At 58.2% G+C, this 22,727-nt stretch carries 21 protein-coding genes; 3 read left to right on the top strand and 18 right to left on the bottom strand.

Features of this window, described 5'->3' with window-relative positions; translation table 11 throughout:
• Positions 1-186 precede the first annotated feature (186 nt).
• The 7 genes from G518_RS0115960 to G518_RS0115930 form a co-directional block, all read right to left on the bottom strand.
• A complete protein-coding gene (locus tag G518_RS0115960) occupies positions 187-567 on the bottom strand; it encodes a RidA family protein (RefSeq protein ID WP_028603408.1) in 381 nt (126 codons plus the stop codon).
• 44 nt (positions 568-611) lie between these two features.
• Positions 612-1,574: a tripartite tricarboxylate transporter substrate binding protein gene (locus G518_RS0115955; protein ID WP_028603407.1), complete on the bottom strand. Its 963-nt coding sequence runs from the start codon at positions 1,572-1,574 to the stop codon at positions 612-614.
• 3 nt (positions 1,575-1,577) lie between these two features.
• Positions 1,578-2,510, bottom strand: a complete 933-nt coding sequence (locus G518_RS0115950) for a fumarylacetoacetate hydrolase family protein (protein ID WP_028603406.1) — start codon at positions 2,508-2,510, stop codon at positions 1,578-1,580.
• Positions 2,511-2,541: 31 nt separating this feature from the next.
• On the bottom strand, positions 2,542-3,219 hold the full coding sequence (locus G518_RS35435; protein WP_084651872.1) for a GntR family transcriptional regulator: 678 nt from the start codon (positions 3,217-3,219) through the stop codon (positions 2,542-2,544).
• Positions 3,220-3,584: 365 nt separating this feature from the next.
• On the bottom strand, positions 3,585-4,757 hold the full coding sequence (locus G518_RS0115940; RefSeq protein WP_028603405.1) for an amidohydrolase: 1,173 nt from the start codon (positions 4,755-4,757) through the stop codon (positions 3,585-3,587).
• A gap of 313 nt (positions 4,758-5,070) precedes the next feature.
• Positions 5,071-6,084 (bottom strand): Bug family tripartite tricarboxylate transporter substrate binding protein, encoded by a 1,014-nt coding sequence (locus G518_RS0115935; protein ID WP_245597983.1) that lies wholly within the window; start codon positions 6,082-6,084, stop codon positions 5,071-5,073.
• A 69-nt stretch (positions 6,085-6,153) separates the two neighbouring features.
• The gene (locus tag G518_RS0115930) at positions 6,154-7,386 is read right to left on the bottom strand and encodes a diaminopropionate ammonia-lyase (RefSeq protein WP_028603403.1); all 1,233 of its coding nucleotides are present in this window, start codon (positions 7,384-7,386) and stop codon (positions 6,154-6,156) included.
• A gap of 159 nt (positions 7,387-7,545) precedes the next feature.
• Here G518_RS0115930 and G518_RS0115925 point away from each other — a divergent pair, with 159 nt between their 5' ends.
• From G518_RS0115925 to G518_RS0115915, 3 genes are all read left to right on the top strand, one after another.
• The gene (locus tag G518_RS0115925; RefSeq protein WP_028603402.1) at positions 7,546-8,010 is read left to right on the top strand and encodes an Lrp/AsnC family transcriptional regulator; all 465 of its coding nucleotides are present in this window, start codon (positions 7,546-7,548) and stop codon (positions 8,008-8,010) included.
• A 95-nt stretch (positions 8,011-8,105) separates the two neighbouring features.
• The gene (locus G518_RS0115920; protein ID WP_028603401.1) at positions 8,106-9,227 is read left to right on the top strand and encodes a helix-turn-helix transcriptional regulator; all 1,122 of its coding nucleotides are present in this window, start codon (positions 8,106-8,108) and stop codon (positions 9,225-9,227) included.
• 247 nt (positions 9,228-9,474) lie between these two features.
• Complete coding sequence (locus G518_RS0115915) at positions 9,475-10,320, top strand: acid phosphatase (protein WP_036594888.1); 846 nt, start codon at positions 9,475-9,477, stop codon at positions 10,318-10,320.
• Between the two features lie 119 nt (positions 10,321-10,439).
• On the opposite strand, the gene G518_RS35430 is transcribed toward G518_RS0115915, so the two are convergent.
• From G518_RS35430 to G518_RS35415, 11 genes are all read right to left on the bottom strand, one after another.
• Positions 10,440-11,912, bottom strand: a complete 1,473-nt coding sequence (locus G518_RS35430) for a carboxylesterase family protein (RefSeq protein ID WP_051236804.1) — start codon at positions 11,910-11,912, stop codon at positions 10,440-10,442.
• 2 nt (positions 11,913-11,914) lie between these two features.
• Entirely contained in the window at positions 11,915-13,264 is a 1,350-nt protein-coding gene (locus tag G518_RS35425; protein ID WP_051236803.1) for an MFS transporter, read from the bottom strand.
• A gap of 171 nt (positions 13,265-13,435) precedes the next feature.
• Complete coding sequence (locus tag G518_RS0115900; protein ID WP_028603399.1) at positions 13,436-14,356, bottom strand: LysR family transcriptional regulator; 921 nt, start codon at positions 14,354-14,356, stop codon at positions 13,436-13,438.
• A gap of 118 nt (positions 14,357-14,474) precedes the next feature.
• Positions 14,475-14,750, bottom strand: coding sequence for a hypothetical protein (locus G518_RS40670; RefSeq protein ID WP_211231720.1), 276 nt, complete (start codon positions 14,748-14,750; stop codon positions 14,475-14,477).
• A 9-nt stretch (positions 14,751-14,759) separates the two neighbouring features.
• Positions 14,760-14,996, bottom strand: a complete 237-nt coding sequence (locus G518_RS40665; protein ID WP_211231719.1) for a hypothetical protein — start codon at positions 14,994-14,996, stop codon at positions 14,760-14,762.
• A 476-nt stretch (positions 14,997-15,472) separates the two neighbouring features.
• A complete protein-coding gene (locus G518_RS0115890; protein ID WP_028603398.1) occupies positions 15,473-16,813 on the bottom strand; it encodes an aspartate aminotransferase family protein in 1,341 nt (446 codons plus the stop codon).
• Positions 16,810-17,277, bottom strand: a complete 468-nt coding sequence (locus G518_RS0115885) for a RidA family protein (RefSeq protein ID WP_245597982.1) — start codon at positions 17,275-17,277, stop codon at positions 16,810-16,812. Before G518_RS0115885 ends, G518_RS0115890 begins: the two co-directional genes overlap by 4 nt.
• 2 nt (positions 17,278-17,279) lie before the next feature.
• Positions 17,280-18,113, bottom strand: a complete 834-nt coding sequence (locus G518_RS0115880) for a sugar phosphate isomerase/epimerase family protein (protein WP_028603396.1) — start codon at positions 18,111-18,113, stop codon at positions 17,280-17,282.
• Positions 18,113-19,813: a hydantoinase B/oxoprolinase family protein gene (locus G518_RS0115875; protein ID WP_028603395.1), complete on the bottom strand. Its 1,701-nt coding sequence runs from the start codon at positions 19,811-19,813 to the stop codon at positions 18,113-18,115. The genes G518_RS0115880 and G518_RS0115875 overlap by 1 nt, the downstream gene beginning before the upstream one ends.
• Before the next feature lie 15 nt (positions 19,814-19,828).
• On the bottom strand, positions 19,829-21,916 hold the full coding sequence (locus G518_RS0115870; RefSeq protein ID WP_036594885.1) for a hydantoinase/oxoprolinase family protein: 2,088 nt from the start codon (positions 21,914-21,916) through the stop codon (positions 19,829-19,831).
• 18 nt (positions 21,917-21,934) lie between these two features.
• Entirely contained in the window at positions 21,935-22,723 is a 789-nt protein-coding gene (locus G518_RS35415; RefSeq protein ID WP_036594882.1) for an ABC transporter permease, read from the bottom strand.
• Positions 22,724-22,727 lie beyond the last annotated feature (4 nt).

Below are 22,727 nucleotides of genomic sequence, written 5' to 3'. Positions count from 1 at the left end.
AATGGCCGATGCCCGTCGATGTCCCTCCATCCCGGCTCCTCGCCCTTTCTTCATGGTTGGTTGATGGAAACCAAACCATACAAGCCTGTCGAAGCCTTGCGCGAGGTTTCCGCAAGCTCAACCTAAATGGAGTTTTCATAAAACGCAAGCCAGCCGAGCCACCGCTGTGCTGGCCTGCCTACTAAATCATACTTCAGCGGTGCATTCGATCTCGAGCAGGAAGTCGTCGTACCCCATGTCCGCTGCAATGGTAGTCCGGGCGGGATAGTTGCCTTCGGTGAAGTAGGTCTTGTAGATCTCGTTCATCTTCGCGAAGTCCGTGGAATGCTTCAGAATCACGTTGACCTTGACGACTTTTTCAAGATTGCTGCCAGCCTCTTCAAGCAAGGCAATCAGGTTCTTCATGACCTGGTGCATCTGCGCGTTGAAGTCACCATGGGCAATCTGGCGATCACCATAGAACGCGGGTTGGCCTGAGACAAACACAAAACCATTTGATACTACAGCCGGGGAAAGCGGCGCCTTAGGAGGTGTGACTTTGTCTGAACGGATGATTTTCTTGGCCATGATTTCTCCTTAGATAGATAGGGTGCAGGAAAACTGCTTGTGAATCAATTGACGGTGGCCCCGGAGGCCTTGACGATCTTTTCTGATTTCTTGATTTCGTCAGCAATGAACGACTTGAAATCTGCGGAGCTCATCGATGCAACCTCAAGGCCTTGTTCAGCCAGTCGCTTCTGGATTTCTTCTGATTTCACGATGGACTTCAGCTCTGCATCGATCTTGCTGATGATGCTGGCCGGAGTGCTCTTCGGTGCAATCATTCCGTACCAGGAATTCGACTGGAATGATGCGTAACCCAACTCCTTGAACGTTGGAATGTTCGGCGCCGTTTTCGTGCGCACATCGTTAACGATGGCGATTGCACGCAGCTTGCCCGATTGGATATGCGGCAGAACATCCGGCAAGTTCGCAAACATCATATTGACGTGGCCACCCAGAAGATCATTGAGTGCAGGGGCTTGGCCCTTGTAGGGCACATGTGACACGTCGATCTTCGCCAGCGACTTGAACACCTCGATGGCAATATGCGATGAAGTCCCGCTACCGAACGAGGCGAACGAGAGCTTGCCTGGAGATTTTTTTGCAGACTCCATCAACTCTCCCAATTGGGTGATGCCCAGTTGTGGGCTGGCTACCAGCACATGAGGCGTATAGGCCAGCATGGCGATGGGAATGAAGTCTTCCGAAGTGTTGTACCTCAGATTGTCATAAAGACTGGGGTTGATGGTGAAGCTGTTGGCCACCATGCCAAAGGTGTAGCCGTCTGGCTTGGCACGTGCTACGAATTCCGTACCTATGGTTGTACCGGCGCCAGGTTTGTTGTCTACCAAAACAGGCTGCTTCAGGTTTTCACCAAGCTTCTGACCGATTGAGCGGGTCAGATTGTCCAGAGTTCCACCGGCGGGAAAAGGCACCACGATGGTGATGGCCTTGGCTGGATAGTTTTGCGCCATCGCCGTAATGGGAACGAGGACCGTCATCGAGAGGGCAAGTGCGAAACGGATTTTCATTTTTCAATCTCCTAGGCTGATGGTGTTGGTCAACTCACCGATTGACTCAATATGGGCGGTGATCACGTCACCTGGTTTCAAGAATTTCTGCGGCGTCAAGCCAAGGCCCACGCCGGATGGCGTACCTGTGGCAATCACATCGCCGGGCTCCAAGGCCATGCCATTCGACAACTGGCTCACGATCTGGGGAATGCTGAAAAGCAGATCCGCCGTGTTGGAATCCTGGCGCGGTTCACCATTCACGCTCAGCGCGATGCGCAGCTTGTGCGGCTGCTCTATGAACTGGCTGGGAACCACATAAGGCCCCATCGGGCACGTGCCGTCAAGCCCCTTACCCTTGAACCACTGCCCGTGAAGATCTTGAAGATCGCGCGCGGTGATGTCATTGAGGATGGTGTAGCCAAACACATGGTCCATCGCGTCCTTCTCAGCGATGTTGATGCCCCGCTTGCCGATCACGATGGCGAGCTCCACCTCGTAATCCAACTTCTGCGTGCTTGCCTGGTGGTTGCTCACGGCGCGTTGATGCCCTCTCACCGTGGAGGGAGGCTTGGTGAAGAACTCCACCGCTCTCGGAAAATCATTAATGTTCCGGCCACGCGCCACATTGCCCTCAATGATGTGGGCCTTGTAGTTGCGTCCCACGCAGAACACGTTGCGGCGTGGCCGAACGATGGGCGCACACCACACGATGCTCTCCAGATTGATCTGGCACTTGTCTTTTGCCTCCTGCGGGGCCGCGCTGATGTCCGCCATGGTCGATGCCCCCTGATCAGGCAACGCGATGAGTGAAAGCAAATTCTGCGGAATGTTGCTCCGGGATTTTGGAGCCAACGAATGCGCGAGAAGCTCTGTCACATCGAATGCGCCCCCCTCCCCCAACACCACCCCTAAACGCGGAGCGGCCGAATCGATTTCATAGGTAAAAAATTTCATGTCTTCCAGATAAGAAGTAAGCAAATTCAAACTAACGGCTCTTGTTGACTTGGCCGAGCAGGCCCAACACATGGGATTTCGCAAGTTGCGATGCCAACTCAGCGTCGCGCGCATTGATGGCATCAATGATGTCCAGATGCTCACGTAGAGAGTCGTGAGCGCGGTTCAGGCGTTGGATAGTCTTGAAGCGCAACATCTGGCCGTGGCCAAAAGATTTCCAGATCTTCTCCAGCACCACGTTGTTCGCCAAACGCATAAGATCGGCGTGGAACGCCACATTGGCTGCGGCGTACTCATCTGCGCGCTCGCTCAGATTGCTCTCGTTGAACGGGGCAAAGATGGACCTCAGATGGTCAACATCGCGCTTGGACGCATTCAGTGCCGCTTCGCTCGCGGTAAATGACTCGAGCTCCGCTCGCAGCTTTAGCCAGTCTGTGTACTCCTTGTGCGTCACCGGCATAAGCACAGCGCCGCGACGCGGCTGCAAGCTGAGCAATCCCTCTTGACCCAGGCGCTTCAACGCCTCTCGGACCGGCGTTCGGCTGACAGACAACTCCTGGGCCACATCTTCTTCACGCAGGTGTACTGGCTCCTCAATCGTGTTGACCATGCTCAGGATGCGCTCACGGATTGATTGGTAAACCCCATCGTGCGTGTTGGGGCGCGCTTCTGCGGAATCAGTGGGCTCAACGGGGGCGCGAGGCTGCATACGAGGTCAATCCATGTTGTTCACGCTTTTATTGTACACATTATTCAATCTTGTATACAAGATTGAATAATTGCACTTTAACAAACAAGATTGCACTTCGCGCATGGGGGAAACCCACCGACATGGCGGTTGGAGGTAGGAGCGACTCCCAATGCATCCCCGGTATCCAGCACAACCGGCGAAGCAGAGAAAGAAAGTCGAAATTGGGGGGATGAAACCCGTCTCGCCCTATTCGCCCAGCGGGGAAATGAGCAGCGGAACGACGGGCAATCAGGCGCCCAAGGAGCACGCAACACCAGGCCCACTTCGCCAGAGGGAGTTACAGACCCGACGGCGGCGATACCCTGTGGGCTGCAGATTGCAGGTCAGCGTGATGTGAGAGGAAGCCGTGCCCGGGCAACAGTCGCGAAGAACTCCACACCAAATGGAATAGCTTCGTCGTTGAAGTCATACGCAGAGTTATGCAGTGACTCTGTAGCGCCATTCCCGATATTCACGAAGCAACCGGGGATTTTTAAAAGAAGCTGCCCGAAATCTTCGGAGCCCGATTGAGGACGTGCGTTCGCATCAACGGCATCTACGCCGAATACACCCGTCAGAACCCTTCCCACCTCCATCGCAAGTTCAGGGTGGTTAACGGTAGGCACAAACTCCCGTGTGTACTCAACCAAGGCTTCACATCCATGTGCGCGGCTCACGTTCTCTGCAACAGTGCGGAGTTCGCGCTCTATCAGGGCGCTGACCTGCGGTGAAAACGAGCGGCAATCCCCAGAAATCTCAGCCTCACCGCAGATCACATTCCGTATGCCCGGCACCTTGATATCGGTACACGAAACCACGGCCTGCTCACCCGGCGTGATCACTCTGGAGATGATGGTTTGCAACGCCGTAATGACAGCAGCAGCGGCAACCAATGCATCTCTGCCCTGCTGCGGCCGCGCGGAATGCACGCTCTTTCCGCGAATATTGATGGTGAAGTTATCTTCAGCAGAGCGAAACGCGCCAGCACGGGTTTCAAACTTGCCGATTGCCAAGCCGGGAACGTTATGCAGACCGTAGGCCTCGGAAGCCGGAAATCGCTCAAGCAACCCATCTTCCAGCATGGCGAGCATGCCTTTCCCCCATTCCTCCGCAGGCTGGAATACGAACTGTACGGTGCCATCGAATCCACCTTGCGCAGCGAGAACCTGGGCAGCCCCCAAAAGCATCGTGGTGTGACCATCATGACCGCACGCATGCATGTAACCAGGATTCAAAGAGCCATGGGCGCGCGTATGCGCGGGCGTCTCCTGAATTTTTAGCGCGTCCATGTCCGCACGCAAAATGATGGACCTATTGCTGGTGCCACGCTTTAACGTGCCCACAACGCCCGTTCCCCCCACCCCCGTCGTGACCGGGATTCCGCAGGCCGTCAGGAACGCGGCCACGCGACCAGCGGTACGCGTTTCCTGAAAACCAAACTCTGGATTCGCGTGAATATCTCTGCGAATGCTTACGAGCTTATTCAGAATGCCATCTTGGTTGAGGTCGAGTTTCATAGAGGCTTGGGACGAAATTGTCTTAGTTTCCTGGAGTGTCTAGTGATCCGGCACGGTGATGTATTAACCGTTTACCCTGACGTTCTAGGGTTTCGGTCAAGCAATAAAACCGTTCGAGCTGGAGCTTGGCCTGTCCTGAGTCTGTCGAAGGATCGAAGCCTTGCGCACCGCTTCGGCAAGCTCAGCGCGAACGGATTTTTGAGGTCGAAGGGCTTAGAGCCTTCATAGGGCGAACGAAATTCAAACTTCATAAGGCCGCCTCAAGAAATAGTCACCGACTGCGCCTATCAGCGCCAGAGTCGGCGACAGACCATTAATCCAGAGTCATGCCACTTGCTTTGATGGGCGCGCGCCATGTCTCTACACCCGCGGCTTGTGCTGCGGCCAACTCCTCGGGCTTCCCATAGTCAACAATCATGCCGGCTTGGGTAATTCGGCGCAAAACTTCAGGTGCTTTCCCGGCCGTGGCAACCGCTTGTACCAAGCGCTGAGCGACCTCCGGCGGCAGGTTGGCGGGCGCATAGACTCCTACGTACCCCTCCGCGACCACATCAAACCCGCTTTCACGCAATGTGGGCACGGTTGGCAGCTCTGGATTGCGCTTGCGCCCGGTGGTCGCCAAGATTCGCACCTTTCCCGACTTGGCTAACTCCATGGGCTCCAGGCAGGTGTCAATGGAAACAGGTACCTGCCCTGCCGCCACGTCCAGCAGCGCGGGCGAGCCGCCCTTGTATGGGATGTGATTGAAATCCACCCCGGTCGCTTTGCCCAACATAATGCCCACAAACTGCCCCATCGTGGCTGGCCCTGATGTGGCGTAAGCTGCCTCGCTGGGGTTGGCCTTGGCCCAAGCAACCAGCTCCTTCATACCTCCCGAAGGCACCTTGGGCCCCACAGACAGACACAACTCCATCCCCGCGAGCCGGCCGATGGGCGTGAAGTCTTTGACCGGATCAAAATCCAGGTTTTTGTACAGGTGTGGAAACAGCGTGAATGGGCCATTGTTGGCAATGACAATGGTTTGCCCATCAGGGCGCGAACGCTTCACTTCTGCAATCGCCAGCCGTTGATTCGCCCCAGGCTTGTTCTCCACCACCACCGTTTGCTGAAGTGTGACGCGCAGGTTGTCTGCCACAGCCCGTGCGACGGAATCGAGTGCGCCTCCGGCTGAGTAGCCAACCAATAACTTGACCGAGCTACCCCTGTCCTGCGCTACCGCAGGCATCAAGGCGATGGTGAGTAGGGCCGGCAGCGTAAGCTTGAACAGATTGATTTGCATATTGTCTTCCTGGTTCTTGTCAATGGAGTCATGTGAATGGCGCGTCATGGATATCCGCACCTCGCCGCCAAATGACGGACGTTGGGATGCTTCGCGTCGTCCGCGAAGCGGAATCTCTTAAAGCGTGACCGGTGATGTCCAGGCTGCTTGACGAGCGCGAATGGCATCATCGGTAGTACCGACGATTTCGGCGTAGATAGCGGGCGCAGTCGCAGCTTCCGTGTTGATAAGCAAAATCCGGGAAGCGTCAGTGAGCCCAGCTTGGCGAGCTAGAACGTCCGATGCCCTGAGTACCTGAAGCGCTGCCAGACCCGCTGCGCCAGACTCGCCGGAAACCAAAGGAATGTCTCCATGGCGGCCTTCGGCAAGCACTCGCATGGCCTCTGTGGCGTCGCTATCCTCAATCGTGAGAAAGAAGTCCGCACCCGTTTCCAGAAACTTCCATGCCAGCGGCGAAGTCTCACCACATGCCAAACCCGCCATGACGGAATCAACGGAGCCGTTCGTTCTGGAGGGAATACCGCTGGTCGCACTTTGGTACAGGCAATCTGCTTGCGCTGGCTCAACAATCACGACCTGAGGCCGCTTGTCGCCATAGCGCTCCCAAAAATAGCTCAACACGCCAGCTGCGAGGCCTCCCACACCTCCCTGAAGAAAGACGTGTGTGAACGGTGCGCCTTGCCCCTCAGGAGCTGACAAAGCTTCAACAATTTCAGCCGAGATGACACCATAGCCCTGCATGACGTCTCGCGGAACCTCCTCGTAGCCTTCGTAGGAAGTGTCGGAAACCACCTCCCAACCGTTGACCCGGCCGAGCCTTGCAGCCTCCTCCACAGACTCGTCGTAGTTGCCTGCGATGCGCACTATCTGCGCGCCATATTGCGCAATAGCCTGTTCGCGTTCTTTGCTCACCTTGGCGTGCAAAACGATGACGCAACCGCAGCCGATGCTCTGCGCGGCCGCCGCGAGGGCTTTGCCGTGGTTGCCGTCTGTTGCGCTGATGACGGTGAAATCAGCCACTTCGTTCTTGTACGCACCTTGGAACAGCCGGCCAGGCTCAAAACCTGACGAGGGCCATCGGCGCAAGATCAACCTCACCAGTGCGATGGGAGCGCCAAGCGCTTTGAAGCTTCCAAGCACGGAGCGATCACCTTCGTCCTTGATCAGTACAGAACCTACTCCAAGGTGTTCTGCGAGCCGTGGCAGTGCACGCAGCGGAGTTGCTCTCGCGTAGATCCTGTTCCAAAACGAAATCCACAGCCGGCATTCGTCTGCTCCGGCTTTGGACAAAATGGCCTTCAATTCCGTTGGATAGGCCGTTTTTATGGCGGCCGGGTTGGTGAACAGCATGCGTCTCCTCGGTCACCCGGTGGAATGCTCCCACCGAGTCAGTGTTTCAATGAGAGAAGTATTGCTGCGTCAACATGGCAAACTATCCCCGAATGAGCCACTCAAACGCAACACTGTTGCGTTTGAGTGGCTCTATTTCGAATTGAGGCAAAACACGCTATGGAACTAGACAGCTACGACATCAAGCTATTGGGCCTTCTGCAGAAGAACAGCAAGACGCCCCAGCGGCAACTCTCGGAAGCCGTCAACCTGTCCGCTTCAGCAGTCAACCGGCGCATCGCTCAGTACGAGGCCAGCGGCCTCATTACGGCCACCGTCGCCGTTGTAGATCCCGTGAAAGCCGGACGCCCCATCACACTCGCGGTCGAGGTGAAGGTAGAAAGCGAACGCCTTGATTTGCTGGATGAAATAAAACAGAGGTTCTCAGCGTGCTCACAGGTTCAGCAGGCTTACTACATCACTGGCGACTTCGATTTTCTTCTGATCTTCAACGTCCAGGACATGGTGGAGTACGAGAAGCTCACGCGTGAACTATTCTTCAGTTCGAGCAATATCAAAGCGTTTCGGACCATCGTGGTGATGCAGACCTTGAAGGCATCTCTGGCTGTGCCTTTGAGCCTCTGAGTCGCATCAGATCAACTGCGAATCAAAAAAAGAGACGGCCTGCTTGATTGTTACTAGAATTAACAGCAGGAAGAGACAGAACAAAGAAGTCCACCATGCTCCAAGACGTCAGGACACGCATCACCGGGCTGCTGTATGACGGAGTGATGTCGCCGCAAGACTGGTACGAGGGCATCGACACCATGCGAGATGCCTTGGGCGCGGGAGTCTTCCACTTCTTTACGCTGGGCCCCGCCGATGCTGGGGTCATTGACAGCGTGGACAACCAAGGCACCGTGGGTATTCACTCAGAGAAACTACGCGAGTACGAAACCCATCACATCGGACATGACCTTCGCATGGCCGTCCTCATGAATATGCCCTTGGGTCACGTGATGTTGGATCACGAGCACATCGGTGCGCGTGAAAGGTCTCGCAACATGGTGTATGCCGATTTCCTGGAGCCCCACGGTTTTCGGCACACACTCGGGGCATTGGTGCGCGACGAAGGCGGCGCCCGCGATTTTCTGGGTTTTCTGCGTCCGCGGGACCACACTCACTATGGCGCCAGCGACAACGCATTAATGCAGCAGCTCATGCCCGATTTAATGCGCGCCGCACGCTTGCGCTCGCGCATGGGCCAGCTAGCTCAGAATGCGGCCCTGGGCTCGGCTGCATTGCACAGTCTGCCGCAAGGCATAGCGCTAGTCGATGCGAGCTGCCGCATCCAATACAGCAATCCGGCCGCAGAGCGTTGGCTAGGCAATAAGCTCAGCCCCTTAGGCGTGCGACATGGCCAATTGCGGTGCCTCGATGATGCTGCCCAACGCCGCTTGCACAAGCTGGTGGCGCAGAACTGCGGCCCAGGTATGCGTGGTCCGGCGGGTGCATTGCAGCTCATCGGGAGCCCTGCGCGGCTGGTGGTCACTGTTCTTCCGCTGAAAGCCAGCCATGTGGCAGCGTTACACCAAGCTCCCCTTGCATTGATCGTCTTGGTAGACCCGGATGCTTCGGGCGGTTTGAGTCCGGAATTAGTGACAGACATGCTGGGCCTTTCACCTGCAGAAGCTCGGTTGGCTCTGCTGCTGGCTGCCGGCAAAACCATTAAAGACTACGCGGCGATGGAAGCTTGCAGCTGGCATACGGCCCGCACGCATTTGAAGAACCTCATGCGCAAGACCGGTTGCCATCGGCAGACGGACTTGGTGCGCTTGCTGCAATCGGTACAGCTGGCTTAAGCACAAGTGGCTATTGATAGCACCCGGTGAGCGGGAATACGGCCTTGGCATTCATGATGCCTGTGGCGTTCTTTGGACCACTTCAGCTGAAGCGCCTTCAGGCGAATTGTCACCTGTGCGAAGCAAGCTGCATCTGTTCGGTCCTATAGTCATTCGTGGCGCTGTCTTTCGCCGAATATCGACATACTGCGCTGACCTTCCGAGGCCGATCAAATCATCAACTAGAAAAAATCCGGAGACCTTTTCCATGCATCCTCGTACCCTGTTGGCGCTCGGCGCTGCCGCCCTGCTCTCTGCTTCATGCACCAGCACCAGCACGCCCAAACCACCCATCGTTGCAGCAGAAGTGGGCGAGATACGCCCCGGTTTGGTCAATGGCTACCTGAAACGCAGCGAACTGCCTGACAGCCTGGCGCTGTTGCCGCCCCCTCCGGCCGAAGGTTCATCTGCGCTGGCTGCGGATGGCGAGGCTTACCGCGCCCTCACCGCGCTACAAAAAGGTCCACGCGGCGCCCAGGCCGCGAAGGATGCCAACCTCAGACCTCCGGCAGTCACCTCACACTTTGCCTGCGCACTAGGCGTGAGCATTTCCGAACAGAACACGCCTCACTTGAACATGCTGCTGCGCCGCACCCTCGCAGATGCAGGCCTGGCCACCTACAAAGCCAAAGATCACTACAACCGCACCCGCCCCTTTGTAGCCTTCAACGAGCAAAGCTGCACGCCAGCCGAAGAAGCGGCACTGCGCAAAGATGGCTCCTACCCTTCCGGCCACTCTGCATTGGGTTGGGCTTGGGCATTGGTGCTCACCGAGCTGGCCCCAGAGCGCACGGATGTGCTGCTTCAGCGTGGCCGCTCCTACATTCAAAGTCGTGGTGTCTGTGGTGTGCACTGGAAGAGCGACATCGAAGCAGGCCGTTTGATCGGCTCCGCCACGGTGGCCCGGCTCCATGACAACGAAGTGTTCCGCGCTCAGCTGGCCGCCGCCAAGCAAGAGATCGCCAAAGCCCGCTCCGCCGGACAAGTACCTCCGGCGGCAGACTGCAACGCTGAAGCGGCTGCACTGGCTACATCGGTCAAGCTAGCCCCGTAGTCGGTTGCACGCAAGCACAATCGCTTGGAACTGCGGCTTCGCGGTGCGATCACGATTCAGCAAGCCCGTTCATGGCTCGATTCGACAGGCTCGTTCTGAGTAGCCCTGCCAAATTTGTTTCATTCCACAAAAGGCAGGCGGCGCACTCCGCTCGCTATCATTTCGGTCAATATGCGCTGCTGTTCATCCCAGCGGGGCCAAGCTGCGCCAGATGAATCGCGCGGCACGCCCTCACGCACAAAGCCACCAATAGCTCGTCGGATCTGCCCACCCACGTGCTCAAACACCTGCTCCGAGACACCAGTCAGCATGGGCGCATCTGACCAGTCCTTGCGATTGCCAAACAGAAATGGGAGCTCCATGCAATGCGGTGACATCAGATGCGGGAGGCCGCTCGCAACATTGAAACTGTACGCATAGGCACTACGCTCGTTTAGCGTCAGGGCCTGAGCAATTTCTGGCACGATTCGACCAAACATCAGCTCTGAACCCGCGTCCACCAACTGCGTATAAGGCGTGTGACCCGGACGCTTCTTCGCGCACCGGTCATACACGGCATCAGCGTCTGCCCCAAAGCTCTGCTCAAACCACTGGCGCACCCGTTGCTCGGTGGCTGAAAGTACTTCTTCAGACCGAAAAAAGAAAGAGGCGTTTTCCTCGGCAGTGGAGCCAAGAAGCGTTTCCGACACATGGGAGTTGCGCGCTGCTTCCGTTATGTCGAACATCCATTCCGGCACTACAGACTCTTCGTAAGCTGGTCGAAATGACGCGCTGACATCACCGAATGCTGCCGCAGATTGCATGACCTTCATCTGCGCCGCAAGCACTTGCTCCACCGTCAAGGAACTGTCGATAGATAAGCCTCCCGCAAAGTCACCAAATGAGCGGCGAAGCTCATGAACTTCTTCTTGACTCATCGGCGGCAACTTGGGCAAGCTCATCAAAATATTGCGACGCAATAGTCCCTTGCTTGCGGGGCTCATTCCCAATAGCCAGGCATACCAGGCACCCGCCGATTGCCCACCCACCGTCACCTGATCAGCGTTGCCCCCAAAGGCTGCAATATTTTCCTGCACCCACCGCAATGCCTGAAGAAGATCACGCACAGGACGGTTGGCGCCTTGGATATCCGGCTGCGTTCCCAAATGCCCAAGCGCTCCCAGCCGATAGTTCACAGTCACTACCACGACGGCCTCTTCGCGGGCTAGTCGCTCCCCGTCATACCAGGGCGCACTTCCCCCGCCCGAGACAAAAGCTCCTCCGTGAATAAAGAAGAGAACGGGTAATGACTTAGCGTTTTCTGGCGCCCAGACATTGACCACGAATGCGTCTTCCGATTGCGGGTTGTCTTTGATGCCGTCGCCCATGACCAGCGCAAGCCGCGAGCGGCTTTGGGGAAATACGGCGGCTAGCTGAGTGGCGTCCAGCTCACCTTGCCAAGCATCAGGTGCTTTCAAATCTGAAAGGCGGCTGGCGGTGTCAACCCGCTGTCCATAAGGCAAGCCTCTAAATACGGCGACGCCTTCGCGCAATTGGCCACGTGCCTTGCCAGCCTGCAGGCGCACTACGGGTTGATTGTTGTCGATTTCCATTTTCAATCTCTCGTAGTTGGAACGTTGCGGCTGAGGAAGAACGCCAACACCGCGCAGATAAAGATAGCGATTGAGACGCTTGCAATGACGTTTTGAAGAGAAATGCCTTGCTGCACCAACCACCCGATGGAGCCGGCACAAACAAAGGACCCCAACCGCCCCATGCTGTTGGCCCACCCAGCCCCCGTCGAGCGCACCGCAGTGGGATAAAACATGACGATGACGGCATTGATCACAACAATGGGGCCACTGATCAAAACGCCTGCTACAAAGATGCTAGCGTTGTACAAACCACTCTGTGCTGGTGCTGACAAAATCAACGGCGTTGCCGCACCAAGCAGGAGAGCCATCCAAACCAACTTCATAGGGGACAGCTTGCGAATCACAATGGACCCCACCACGGCACCGACCAGACCACCCGTCTGAAACAGCGCCGCCGTCTTGGAAGCCACAGCCAACGAGACGCCAGAGGCTTTGAGCATGGTCGGCAAGTAGCTGGCAATGACATAGAAACTACCGAGGATCAGGAACATCAATGCCCAGATGAGCATGGAAGTCAGCCGCAGGTGCGGGCCGAACAAAGCGCGCAATCCACCCGCCTCACCTTGCTCCCCCGTGGCCACCAATGCGATCTCCGTGCCGGAGGGTGGTGCGATTCCGATCTTGCGCAGGGCATCTCGCACCTTTTCTTGAGTCTTGCCGTTCACTAGAAGGAACTGCGGAGACTCGGGTACCAACATCAGCATTAATGGCAACACCACCAACGGAGCAATGCCGCCCATCACGAACAAGCCATGCCATCCGATGGAGTCAATCAGTTGCCCGGTAAGAATGCCTGCGGCGGCACTACCGAACAGAAAGCCACAGAAGACAGCTGACAAGATGGAAGCTCTGCGTGTGGCGGGCAAAATCTCGGCCAGCAAAGCAGACATGGCCGGCATAGCGGCGCCAATTCCTATGCCCGTCACTAGTCGCCAGGCGATGAGCTGTGTCAGGGTTCCGCTAAAGGCCGTTGCCACAGTCGCAATGCCGAATACTGCGATGCCGACAATCAGCACTGGCTTACGTCCGCGTCTATCCGCCTGTGGGCCTCCTACCAGATAACCCAGCAACAGGCCAAGCATCCCTGCACTGATGGCCAGGGAAACCTGCCCAGGCATGGCGCCAAACTGCTCTGCCACTTGAGGGGCGACAAAGCCAATGATGGCCGCATCGAATCCTTCGATGGCCACTATGACGAAGCACAAGGCCACGACAATCGCTCGCCGCCATCCAGGCACCGGCTTATTGAGCAAACCATTGATGGGGGTAGAAGACCGCAGCTCCGCCGAAGAAAGTGTGGTTGTACTCACATCTACCTCTCAAAAGGAATGTCCTGAAAAATCCATCAACGAATGCATTCGCGAATAGCGAGATGGATCGTAGATGCATTGGAGGTTCAGGAGACATGCGCGTTCTGCGTATGTCCATGCGAGTTGCGCAAGCCCTTGGCGCGCGCTCAAAGACGAGTAAACCCAGTCGTCCTATGCAGGACTGTGTTCCATGCTCTTTCGTAAAGCCACGATAAATTCGCGCATGGCACGCGTGCTGCTGCGCTCTCGACGCCAAACTGCGGCCAATGGGCCGAGTTGCATGTTCAACGCTACTGGCAACACCACGACCTCCCCCCGCGTAGCCAATTGCCGGGCAATGCTGCCAGGCAAAAGCCAGATCATTTGCCCTTGCATGATCAAACTACGTCCCAGCTCCAGGGAGAGAACGCCAACAATACGCGGAGAAGCCAATCCTTCAGCACGGATTTTTTCATTCAACCACTCATGCATGAAGCTTCCAGCTGGGGCAGAAACCCAGGGGTACTGCACGCAGTCCCGAAGCGTAGGTTCCGCATTGGCCAGCGGATGCTGGGGATGGCATCCCAACACGACATCATCCCGGAGCAGTTCAACATAGCGGTACTGTGATCCATGCATACCTGGAAAGCTGCGGCTGATGAAAAGGTCAATTCTTCCGTAGTCAAGCTTTTCGATCAGGGTTTCGTGGGAGCCGACCTCGATACCAATTTGCACACGTGGGGCCACCTGCATAAAACGGGTAATGCCATCCGCCAGTGCCGCACTGGCGTACATTGAAAAACAGCCGACCACAAGATGGCCAGTACTTCCGCTTGAGATCGACTGCAACTCCAATTCAGCTTTGCGCATGTCACTCAGCAAAAGGAGTGCATGCCGGCATAAGGCCGAGCCCAAGTCTGTGCAAGTCATGCCTTTGGCCGTGCGATCAAACAGCCGGCCTTCCACAATCTCCTCGACCTCAGCGACTGCGCGCGACAGGCCAGACTGTGTCATGTGCAGTTGCTCCGCTGCGCGTGACAGGTTTCCCAATTCCGAAACGGCGACAACAACCTCCAGATGCCGCGCACGAAGTTTGCCGCGAAAAGGTGTCATCGAGCCCGATTCAGGAATAAAGCATCGAGTTTAGCAACAGCGGCCTAGCGCCCCAACGCCCCGAGCAGCGGCTTCCATATCCAAACATTGATGACTCGCATGCGTTGCGGCTCCTGAATCAAACTGCATCAGTTCCTTTTCCATCAGCTTGGCGGCCAGCGCACGCTCGCGCGCGCGCAGTGCGCAAAGCACCCAGCAGAGCCAGCATGCGATACAACGCCGGGTCAGTCAGCGCGGCTTGCGGTGCAGTCCGGTAAATCGGCGAAATTGTGGGGCCCTTGGCACTACCGGCGGGATGTGCCCATACCGGTGCCTCACCCGGCGCTGCCGTCAATTCGCCGGCCAAAGGATCAGCGCCAAAGGCCGTTGACACACCGCGCTTGACCGGGCCCACCGTGGCCGGTCAGACGTAGCGCACACCATGAAGGATAAATTCCAGCAGATTCGGCTTGACCGGCAACCATTCTTCACGCGCAGGCGCCACCGCCAGGCCGGAAACCACGGCGCGCTTCACGCTCGCATGAGTTTCCGAAGCGCTCATGGCCAAGGCTTCACCAAGCGCAGCGTATGTCCAGCGCTGTGGTGGATGCGCCGCTACTTTGAGTAGCACGAGTAGATCTTGACGTTTAAGAAAGTCCATAAGAGATCAATATTCGCTATTCGCGAATAGCGAATAGCGCCGATACAAGCCGATTTAACAAAGGGTCATGACATGTTCTATTCCGATACCGAGCGGATAGCTGAACTACTGGGGATAACGGGGTCAGATCCCGTTTTTTTGCCATTTCAAGGCACCATAAATGGATCGTCTTCCCCCGCCTCTGCGCAAGATCAGGCGTTCAACCCCACCGCACTGAATCAAACACTTGCGACCCAGCCCATCAGCGACACACACGTTCAACCAGAAAGCTCTACCCGACCCTACCCAGCTCTGGACGATGAGGGCCACGCGCTCGAGCACCTTGGGTGCTTGAAGATCGCAGGCGTCGTAACGTCGAGAGGCGCGCGAGTGCGTTCACCGTCACTTCCCCCTGGGCGAGCCGTCACAGAATTTCCTGTCGCAGCCCATGCGCCAGGGCCATGACCGTTGCATCGAGTTGCATCGACACGGTTTTCTCAGGCGGGTCCGGATAAGACGGCTTCCAGCTCAGTCAGCAGTCGGTCCGCATCAGCGGCACTGAACACCAGCGGGGGCCGGATTTTGAGGATGTTGGAATCCGGGCCAGTCGCAGAAATTAGGACGCGACGTTCGCGTAATCCGTTCACCACGCGGGTCGCAGCTTCGGCGGCGGGGGTCTTTATTTCGCGGTCTGTCACCAGTTCCACGCCGATGTAGAGACCGGCACCGCGAACATCACCGATCACGTCGAACCGCTTGGAAAGTTGCCTTACACCGTCCTGGATCACCTGGCCGACCCGAAGGGCGTTCTCCTGCAGCCCCTCCGACTGATTGACATCGAGCGTTGCCTGCGCCGCAGCGATCGCGACGCTGTTGCCGCCGAACGTGTTGAAGTAGCGCATGTCTCGACCGAACCCCTGCACGATCTCGGGCGCGACGACGGTTGCGGCAACCGGGAAGCCATTGCCCATTGGCTTGCCCATGGTCACGATGTCGGGGCAGATTCCATGGCGTTGGTAGCCCCAGAAACGGTCACCCGAACGGCCGAAGCCGCTTTGCACTTCGTCTGCGACAAACAAACCTCCAGCCTTGCGAACGATTTCGGCAACGGGGGCGAGCAAGCCCGTAGGTTGCGCGTAGATTCCGTCGGAAGAGAACAGCGAATCGACGATGAACGCGGCCAGCCCCTCGCCCCGTCGCTCAAGATCGGCAATCTGCTCGGCGACATGTGCGGCCATGCGATATCCAAGCTCCTCAACCGGAACGCGATAGGAATCAGGCGCTGGCACACGACGCACCCAAGTACCCAGCGGCGAACGCTCGCCAAGCGATGGGGAGAAGCCAGCTGTGAGATGCGAATTGCCGTGATAAGCCTCAGAGGTAATGATGATGCCGCGCCTGCCGGTGTGGTGTTGCGCCATGCGCATAGCCAGATCGTTGGCTTCGGAGCCCGTGCACGTGAACATCACGTGGTATTCACGCACCGCGCCATCGAACGTCTTTTGCAGCTTTTCGCCATAATGCAGGATACCCTCCTGCAGGTAACGCGTGTGCGTGCACAGCGTGGCCATCTGCTCACTAACGGCGCGAACGACGGCGGGATGCGCATGCCCAACGGAAACGACGTTGTTGTACGCATCGAGGTATTCGTTGCCGGCGCTGTCATAGAGATGCACCCCGCTACCACGGCACACCTCAACGGGCTTCTGGTAGAACAGGCGGTAGGCAGGCCCCAACAGCTTCGCACGTCGGTCAATCGTCTGCCGCGTTTGGGGATCCAGTTTTTCTAAGTCGCCGGCAGTGAAAGCATTTACCATTTTTCCTTGTGCTTTGTTCATTTTGTATCGATCTCGAAAAGCGCCTCGATCTCCACCGCGACGTTGCGCGGCAGGGAACTACAACCGACAGCTACCCGCACATGGCGGCCAGCCTCGCCCATCACCTGGCCCATCAGGTCCGATGCACCGTTAATCACCTTGGGTTGCAGGCCAAAACCGGGAGCTGCGTTCACGAAACCGCCCAACCGGATGCACGATCGGATGCGGCCGAGGTCTCCCCCTAGTGCGATCCGGGCCTGCGCGAGGATATTGAGTGCACACAGGCGCGCTGCATCCTGCCCTTGCTCAAGCGTGATCTCCGCACCAAGCTGGCCAACGTGTTGGTCCTTGCCATTCACCACGGGCACCTGGCCGGAGATATACAGAAAGGGGCCGACAATTCGCGCAGGAACGAAATTGCCGCCGGCCACAGGCGCGTCGGGGAGCTCGATTCCGAGGTCAACGAGTTTCTGGTCGATGCTCATGGTCATTTCTTTCGGGGTTGCACGTAGGGTGCGCAGCGCTCGATGGCAATACGCACGGTCTCGTCCGGGTCACGCTTCCACCAATCCAGCTCGGAGAAGATCTCCAGCTCGAAGCAGCCGTCGTAGCCGATGGCGTCAAGCCAGGACCGGATGCGAGGAATGTCGACGACACCGTCGCCCACCATGCCGCGATCGCGAAGGTTGCGCGTGGGCACGAGCCAGTCGCAGTAGTGGAAGGTCGCGATGCGGTCAGGGCCGGCCCGGCGAAGCTGGGCTTCGAAATCGGGGTCCCACCAGCAGTGGTAAACGTCCGGCACCACCGCCGCGCCCTCGCCCAACTCATCACACAGGTCGTTGGCCATCTTCAATGTGTTCAGAACGCTGCGGTCACCGGCGTACATCGGATGCAACGGCTCAAGGCCGAGCTTCACGCCGACCTGACGGGCGTGCCGCACCAGCACGTGCAGCGCTTCGCGCACGCGCGCACGCTGGCCCGCAATGTCTTTGTCGTTCGGCTGCACGCCACCTACCACCATCATCAAACAGGGAGCACCAATTTCTGCCGCGTTGTCGAGAAGGCGCCTGTTCGTGTCGATGGCGCCCGCCATCTCCTCTGGCGACGTAACGTTGAGCCACTCGCTGGTGCAAAGGCTCGCTACCCACATGTCCGCGCTACGCAAGTGTTGGCGCGTGGCCGCTACGCCGTACTCCTCCATGAAGTTGCGCCATACAGCGATGCCGTGGACCCCATGCCGCGCATAGCCGTCAATGGCTTGCGGCATATTCCAACTCGGCGTCGTGATCTGGTTGATCGAGAAACGGCTAAGGTCAGTCATCAGCGATCCCCCTGGCGCGCGATTTCTTCACCGTTGAACGTCACTCCATAGCGGTATTCCGCGGCTGCGCGCGTGACCTTGCCATTGCGCACGTCCTTCTCGATGGACGAGAGCTCACGTTCACCCGGCGCACCGTAACCCCCGGCACCGGCCTGCTCGTGTCGGATGACCGAGCCAATTGGCAAGCTGCGCGTAAACTTGCTCGGCAGCACCTCATTCGTCGTGGAGGGGTTCAGGACGTTGCGCGAGCCAGCGCCCGCGTCGCCGCCGAACAGGCCGTACGGCACATGTACCGCGCGGTCGGATCGAACCTGCGCTACCACATCGTCGGACGCCAGGCGGTATTGGCGCACCAGGCCTAGGCCGCCGCGAAAGCGCCCTGCACCACCGGAGTCCGCGCGGAACCCGTACTCCTCAATCACGATCGGATAACGCGCCTCCAGCGTCTCTACCGGCAGGTTCGACATGTTCTGTGAAGGATTCGTGACGCCTTCAATGCCATCCTTGTTCGCGCGGCCACCCCAGGCTCCATTGATCATGTCCACCAGGATGAATGACTCTTTACGCACGGGATCGACTCCGCTTAATGCGATCACGGTGTTACCGCCCTCGCCTGCCGCCATAACCTTCTCTGGCGCGATCTGCGCTAACGCGCCGAAAACAGCGTCCACAACGCGATAGCCCGTCAGCGCACGCGCGGCCACCGGCGCCGGAATACGCGGATTTAGGATAGATCCTTCCGGTGCAACCACATCAATGCACCGATATACACCGGCATTGTTCGGCACGTCCGCGCCGAGTGCACAACGCACGGTGAGATAAGTCGACGACTTCACGAACGACAATGTGGAGTTGATAGCCCCTTTCACCTGCGGAGACGAGCCTGCGAAGTCGACCAGCAGGTGGTCGCCCTTCACCGTGATCTTGCAACGGATCGGGATCGGATCCGGCGAAAAGCCGTCGTCGTCGATGTGGTCGGTAAACTCGAAGCTACCTTGAGGCCACTTCGCGATGGCGCCGCGCGTAAGGCGCTCTCCATAATCCAACAACTCGTCGAAGTAGGCAATGAGATCATTCTCTCCGTAGCGATCAATCAATCGCAGCAGCTCACGTTCACCGATGTTGCAGGTTGCCAATTGTGCATCGAGGTCTCCGAACACCAACTCGGGGAGGCGCACGTTCTTCGCAATGATTTCGAACAGCGTCTCATTACGCTCGCCTCGGCTGTACAGTTTCATCGGCGCGATGCGCAGGCCTTCCTGGAATATTTCGGTGGAGTCCGCTGCGTTCGAGCCCGGGACGCGGCCACCCACGTCGCAATGATGGGCTATGACGACGGCGAAGCCCTGCAACCGGCCATCGAGAAACACGGGCTTAAACATGAAGATGTCCGGCAGGTGCATGCCGCCTTCGTATGGGTCGTTCAGCACCACGACATCGCCCTGCTCCCACCGGCCAGCGAACTTCTTGAGCACCACGTCCATGGCGTCGGGGACTGCGCCAAGGTGCAGCGCCACAGTCTTTGCCTGCGAGAGGATGCGGCCTTGCGCATCGCACATCGTCACCGAGTAGTCGAGAACGTCGCGGATGATCGGAGAACGCGCCGTGCGCATCACGGCATACGCCATGTCATCAACCATCGTGTCGAGGGCGTTCTTGATAATGGCGAAGGTAATCGGGTCGAGCTTGATTTTTAACATGTCGGCTCCTACTTTTTATTGCGCAACGCGGGATGCGATCACGTTGCCGATCGGGTCGGTGGCGGCCTGCCAACCGGGCGGTAACACAATCGTGGTGTCGGCACTCTCGATGATCGCAGGGCCATCGAGCGTGGAGGGCAGACTTACGCGCCTGAGCACCTTCGCGTCGACCCATCCACTCTTGCGGCTGAAGTACACCGGGCGCGTCTTCTCTTCGGCTTGCGCGCGGGGTTCCCCGCCACTGCGAAGGTCACGGAAATCGAGCACTCTTTCGGCGATCCCGCGAGCAAGGAGGCGGACGTTGGCGCACTCCATCGTGTCCCGGGACGCGTAACCGTACATGGCGGTGTAGGCCTGACGGAAGTCATCCGTCATCTGTGACAGGCTTTCAGCGTCGAGCCGTTCCGGGATGCGCACCGGCAGCTCGTAGTCCTGGCCCTTGAAGCGCATGTCGAGCTCGAAAACGTATTCGACGCGCTCGCCCGCGTAGCCTTCGTCTTCCAGTGCCCTTCGTGCATCTTCGCGCAGTGCATCACGAACGCGCGCCAGTTCGCGCACATCAAGCGACTGGATGGCAGATTCGAGCGGTTTGACGAAGTAGCGCTCAACGCTGCCCGCTAGCATGCCCATGGCGGTGAAGACACCGGGGGCATTAGGGAACATCACGCGGCGCATGCCCAGTGCGTCCGCGAGATCGCAAGCATGCACGGGGCCGGAGCCGCCGAAGGCCATCAGCGTGAACTCTCGCGGGTCAACCCCGCGCTCGACGGTCACGGCTTTGATCGTACGCGCCATGTTGACATTCACTACTTCGCGGATCCCGTAAGCTGCGTCTTCCACGCTCAGGCCGAGAGGTTGACCGAGCGTCTCGTCGATAGCACTGCGTGCACCCTCTAGGTCAAGCTGCATCGAGCCAGCTGCAAGCTTCGACGGTAGGAAGCCGAGCACGGCATTTGCATCCGTGACAGTCGGACGCTTTCCGCCGATGCCATAGCAGACAGGACCCGGGTCCGCACCAGCCGACAGGGGGCCAACGTTCAACAAGCCGCCTTCATCCACCCAGGCAATTGAGCCAGCGCCGCTGCCGACTTCGGCTACATCAATGGTCGGCACGCGCATCAGATAGCCGCCCGCCTTGATGAAGCGGCTGGGCGTCGAAATCCCCGCACGAAACTCGTACTCGTTCGCTCGCGCGAGGTTACCTTCTTGAATGAGGGAGGCGGATGCCGTCGTGCCGCCCATGTCGAACACGACTAGGTCGGCCTCATTCGTGGCAGCGCCAAGTCGCCCTGCGCCGACCACACCCGCCGAGCGTCCAGACGAGATGAAAAACACGGGTCGATCCTGTGCGACTCGCGCCGAAGACAGACCACCGTTGGAGTTGCTCACAAGAAGGGGCGCCTTCACGCCGATGTCCTGCAGGCCGGTTTCCAGCCTCTTCAAGTAGGCGCTTAGCGCGGGCAGCACATAGGCATTCACGACAGTGGTAGATGTCCGCTCGTACTCACGCTGCTCCGGTAGCACCGAGATCGATGCAGTCACATGCATCTTTGGGAAAGCCTTTGCAAACGCCTCTTGAGCGGCGCGTTCATTCGCGCCGTTCTTGTACGAGTTGATGAAGCAGATAGCCACCGACTCCACGCCTTCGGCTTCGAAGAACCGGCCCGCCTCGACAACGTCATCGACATTCAAGGGCGCTTCAACCGTCCCGTTCGCCAACACCCTCTCGCGCACTTCGAGGCGGTACCGGCGCGCCACCAACGGCTCAGGCTTGTCCCAGGACAGGTCGAACATCGTCGGTGTGCGTACGCGGCCAATTTCCAGCACGTCGCGGAAGCCCTTCGTCGTGATCAGACCACAGCGCGCCCCGGCCTTTTGCAGCAGCGTGTTGGAGCCGACCGTGGTGCCGTGAAGCACTTCCATCACGTCCTCTACACGCATCTGCGCCAGATCAACGATGCGCCGAATGCCCGTGAGCACGGCCTGTTCCGGTGCGGCTGGGGTGGACGACACCTTAGTGGAGAACGACTCACCCGAGCCGTTGAGGAGGACGATATCGGTGAAAGTCCCACCGATGTCGACGCCGATGCGTGCGTTTGCCATTGAGTTGCTCCGAAGAATTTAGTGACCTGCGCCGACGTGGCCGCGCTGGGAAACGTGCCAGGGCAGCGCGAGCCGCTCTAGCACTTCGATGACGTAGAAAAGGCCCGTGCCCAACAATCCGAGCAGGATGAGGCAGACGAAGACCCGCAGCGTGTCAAACTGCCCTTGGGCCATTAGGATCGCGAAGCCCAGACCGCCTGAGCCGGCGACGAATTCGCCAACGATGGCGCCAACGAGCGCGAAAGAGATGGCGACCTTCAGGCCCGCAAAGATGCTGGGTAGCGCGTTGGGCAGCCGGATTTTCAGCAACACGCTGAGCTTGGAAGCCCTAGAGATTCGCGCCAAGTGCAGCATGTCCGGATCGACCGATCGCAAGCCCAGTACCCCGTCGATCACGATCGAGAAAATAGCTAGCAGCACTGCAATGGCGATCTTGGGTTCGATACCAGTGCCCATCCAGATTACGAACAGGGGCGCAAGCGCTACCTTCGGTACGCTATTCAGCGCGACCAGCAGCGTGTACACGGTACGCTCGAGGAACTTCGAGTGGACGATCCCGATGGCCAGCGCTAGCCCCAGGACCACGGCGGCGACGAACCCGGCCATGGTGGTCACCAAAGTCTGGGCCGACTCCTTGAAGAAGTAGGCGGGCGTTTGCAGGAACTCCGTCCAGATTCGCGACGGGGCGGGGAGAATGATCGGCTTGAGGGAGAATGCGTGCACGAGCACCTCCCAAGTCAGCATGGCGCCGGCGATCACCAGTAGGATAGTTCCCGCCTCCTTGAGGTGGGCAGTGGTGCGTGACATAGCG

Source organism: Ottowia thiooxydans DSM 14619, from assembly GCF_000422885.1.
In the GTDB taxonomy this organism is placed as follows: Bacteria; Pseudomonadota; Gammaproteobacteria; order Burkholderiales; family Burkholderiaceae_C; genus Ottowia; species Ottowia thiooxydans.
Note: the sequence above shows the minus strand (reverse complement) of the source record. Positions and strands in the feature narration are given on the sequence as shown.